Source organism: Mesorhizobium sp. M7A.T.Ca.US.000.02.2.1 (assembly GCF_003996995.1).
GTDB lineage: Bacteria > Pseudomonadota > Alphaproteobacteria > Rhizobiales > Rhizobiaceae > Mesorhizobium.
On the sequence record NZ_RZTT01000526.1, the window covers coordinates 1 to 3,538 of the forward strand.

Consider the following 3,538-nt stretch of genomic DNA (forward strand, 5'->3'; position numbering starts at 1 on the left):
GTGCCGGCGGAGTGATATGGCCAGAGGCGTCATCCTTCTCGCGGCAGGCGGCACCGGTGGGCATCTTTTCCCGGCCGAGGCGCTGGCGCATGAGTTGAACGAGCGCGGCTGGTCGGTGCATCTGGCAACCGACGACCGTGCGGAGCGTTTCGCCGGCCATTTTCCGGCCGCCGCCGTCCACCCGATCCAGTCGGCGACGATGGGCTCGAAAAATCCTTTTGCCCTGCTTGGTGCCTTCTGGAAAATCTGGCGGGGCGTGCGCCAGGCCTCCGCCGTCATCGGCAGGATCAAGCCGGATGCCGTCGTCGGCTTCGGTGGCTATCCAACCTTGCCGCCGCTCTACGCGGCGACACGGCGCAAGGTGCCGACGCTGATCCATGAGCAGAACGCGGTGATGGGGCGCGCCAACCGGGCGCTGGCTGGCCGTGTCGATGCCATCGCCGGCGGCTTCCTGCCGCAGGACACCAGTGCTGCCGGGGTCAAGACGGTGACGACAGGCAATCCGGTCAGGCCGGCCGTGCTGGAAGCGGCCAGGACGAATTATGCGGCATCGACCGGGGAACAGCCGTTCCGACTGCTGGTGTTCGGCGGCAGCCAGGGCGCCCAGTTCTTTTCCGATGCCGTGCCGGGAGCCATCGCGCTCCTGTCCAATGCCCAGCGCAAGCGCCTGGTGATCACCCAACAAGCGCGCGCGGATGACGTGGCGCGGGTCAAGGCGGCCTATGCCGCGCTTGGCCTCGCCGTCGAGGTCTCGCCCTTCTTCACCGACATGGCGCAGCGCATGGCGGCCGCGCACCTGGTGATCTCGCGCTCCGGCGCTTCGACCGTCTCGGAGATCGCCGTCATCGGCCGGCCGGCGCTGCTGGTGCCTTACCCCTATGCGCTCGACCACGATCAGGCGGCGAACGCGGCGGCCCTTGCCGCTGCCGGCGGCGGCGAAGTGCACCCGCAATCCTCGCTCTCGCCCGAACGCATCGCAGCGCTCATTGGCGAGCTGATGGAGGACCCCGATCGGCTGATGGCGATGGCGGCGGGTGCGAAATCGGCCGGCAGGCCGGACGCGGCACGGTTGCTCGCTGATCTTACAGAGGCTATTGCGTCCAAAAAAACCGTTTCGGATTTCAGGAAGGGGACGCAAGCATGAAGATGCCGCAGACCATCGGCCTTGTGCATTTCATCGGCATTGGCGGCATCGGCATGAGCGGCATTGCCGAAGTGCTGCACAATCTCGGCTACAAGGTGCAAGGGTCCGATCAGGCCGAAAGCGCCAATGTGCAGCGGCTGCGCGACAAGGGCATCGAATGCTTCGTTGGCCATAGGGCCGAGAATCTCGGCGATGCCGAGGTGGTCGTCGTCTCGACGGCGATCAAGAAATCCAACCCGGAGCTGAAGGCCGCGCGCGAAAAGCTGCTGCCGATCGTGCGCCGGGCCGAAATGCTGGCCGAGCTGATGCGCTTTCGCCAGGCGGTGGCGATCGGCGGCACGCATGGCAAGACGACGACGACCTCGATGGTGGCGACCTTGCTCGATGCCGGCGGGCTCGATCCGACCGTCATCAATGGCGGCATCATCAATGCCTATGGCACCAATGCTCGCATGGGCGACGGCGAATGGATGGTGGTCGAAGCCGACGAAAGCGACGGCACTTTCCTGAAACTGCCGGCCGAGATCGCGGTCGTCACCAACATCGATCCCGAGCATCTCGATCACTATGGCAGCTTCGACAAAGTGCGCGAGGCGTTCCGCCAGTTCGTCGAGAACGTGCCGTTCTACGGTTTTGGCGTGATGTGCACCGACCACCCCGAGGTGCAGGCACTGGTCAGCCGCATCGAGGACCGCCGGGTCATCACCTATGGCGAGAATGCGCAGGCCGACGTGCGCTTTACCAATCACCGCATGGCAGGTGCCATTTCGGAATTCGACGTGGTGATCCGCGACCGCAAGACAGGCGGCCAGACTGTCATAGCAGGCCTGCGCCTGCCGATGCCCGGCCGCCACAACGTCTCCAACGCGACGGCAGCGATCGCGGTCGCGCATGAGCTCGGCCTGTCGGCCGAGGCGATCAAGAAGGGCCTGTCGTCCTTCGCCGGCGTCAAGCGCCGCTTCACCCATACCGGTTCGTGGGACGGCGTCGAAATATTCGACGATTACGGCCACCATCCGGTCGAGATCTCGGCGGTGCTGAAGGCGGCGCGCAGCGCCACCCAAGGTCGCGTCATCGCCATTGCCCAGCCGCATCGCTTCACCCGGCTGCATGATTTGTTCAACGAGTTTTCCACCTGCTTCAACGACGCCGACACAGTGATGGTGGCGCCGGTCTACGCGGCCGGCGAAGAGCCGATCGACGGCGTCAGCTCGGACGCGCTGGTGTCGCGCATCCGCGCCGGCGGCCATCGCGACGCACGCTACATCGAGGATCCGGCGGCGATCGCGCCCGTCATCCGTGATCTGGCAAAGCCGGGTGACTTCGTCGTCTTCCTGGGCGCCGGCAACATCACCCAATGGGCCTATGCATTGCCCAAGGAGCTTGGCGGGACCGTCTCATGATGCACGGCCAGGCCCTGATCGACAGACTGGGCGACCGGCTTGCCGGCCTGCGCGGCCGCCTGACGCCGAACGCCGAGATGGACAAGATCACCTGGTTCCGTGCAGGGGGTCTGGCTGAGGTGCTGTTCCAGCCGGCCGACGAGGAAGATCTTGCGGTGTTCCTGAAAGCCGTTCCCGAAGAGATACCACTGACCGTCGTCGGCGTCGGCTCGAACCTTCTGGTCCGCGATGGCGGCATCGAGGGCTTTGTCATCCGCCTTTCAGCCAAGGGCTTCGGCGAGGCCGAGGTGATTTCGCCGATCAGGATCAAGGCGGGAGCCGCGACCCCCGACAAGCGCGTCGCAGCGGTGGCGCTCGAGGCCGGCATTGGCGGCTTTCATTTCTACCACGGCATTCCGGGTGCAATCGGCGGTGCGCTGCGGATGAACGCAGGCGCCAACGGCGTCGAGACGCGCGAGCGGGTCGTCGAAGTGCGAGCGCTCGACCGCAAGGGCAATGTGCAGACGCTGAGCAATGCCGATATGGGTTACGCCTATCGCCATTCGGCGGCGCCTGCCGGGCTGATCTTCACCTCGGCCGTGTTCGAGGGCTTTGCCGAGGACAGAGCGGCGATCAAGGCGGCGATGGAGGCCGTGCAGAACCATCGCGAGACCGTGCAGCCGATCCGCGAGAAGACCGGCGGCTCGACCTTCAAGAATCCGGAAGGCACGTCGGCCTGGAAGGAGATCGACAGAGCGGGCTGCCGCGGCCTGATGATCGGCGGCGCCCAGATGTCGCCGATGCATTGCAACTTCATGATCAACACGGGAACCGCGACCGGCTACGACCTAGAATATCTCGGCGAGACGGTGCGCACGCGGGTGCTGGAGAATTCCGGTATCCGGCTGCAATGGGAAATCAAGCGCATCGGCAATTTCCGGCCGGGACATGCGGTTCAGGAGTTTTTGGGACAGCTTCTTTAAAGCGCAGCGTGGCGCGTGTTGAAGTTCAT

The 3,538-nt window shown here is 65.2% G+C and carries 3 protein-coding genes; all 3 read left to right on the forward strand.

Annotated features, from left to right (window positions below; genetic code table 11):
• Positions 1 to 16: 16 nt before the first annotated feature.
• The 3 genes from murG to murB are packed head-to-tail and all read left to right on the forward strand — an operon-like array spanning position 17 to position 3,509.
• Entirely contained in the window at positions 17 to 1,144 is a 1,128-nt protein-coding gene (gene murG / locus EOD15_RS30865) for an undecaprenyldiphospho-muramoylpentapeptide beta-N-acetylglucosaminyltransferase (RefSeq protein ID WP_127322154.1), read from the forward strand.
• Positions 1,141 to 2,547, forward strand: coding sequence for a UDP-N-acetylmuramate--L-alanine ligase (murC, locus tag EOD15_RS30870; protein WP_127322153.1), 1,407 nt, complete (start codon positions 1,141 to 1,143; stop codon positions 2,545 to 2,547). Before murG ends, murC begins: the two co-directional genes overlap by 4 nt.
• A complete protein-coding gene (gene murB, locus EOD15_RS30875; protein WP_127322152.1) occupies positions 2,544 to 3,509 on the forward strand; it encodes a UDP-N-acetylmuramate dehydrogenase in 966 nt (321 codons plus the stop codon). Before murC ends, murB begins: the two co-directional genes overlap by 4 nt.
• The last annotated feature ends 29 nt before the right edge of the window (positions 3,510 to 3,538 follow it).

Coding starts and splice junctions, on each gene's coding strand:
- murG (WP_127322154.1), top strand. CDS start 17: ATGGCCAGAGGCGTCATCCTTCTCGCGGCAGGCGGCACCGGTGGGCAT.
- murC (WP_127322153.1), top strand. CDS start 1,141: ATGAAGATGCCGCAGACCATCGGCCTTGTGCATTTCATCGGCATTGGC.
- murB (WP_127322152.1), top strand. CDS start 2,544: ATGATGCACGGCCAGGCCCTGATCGACAGACTGGGCGACCGGCTTGCC.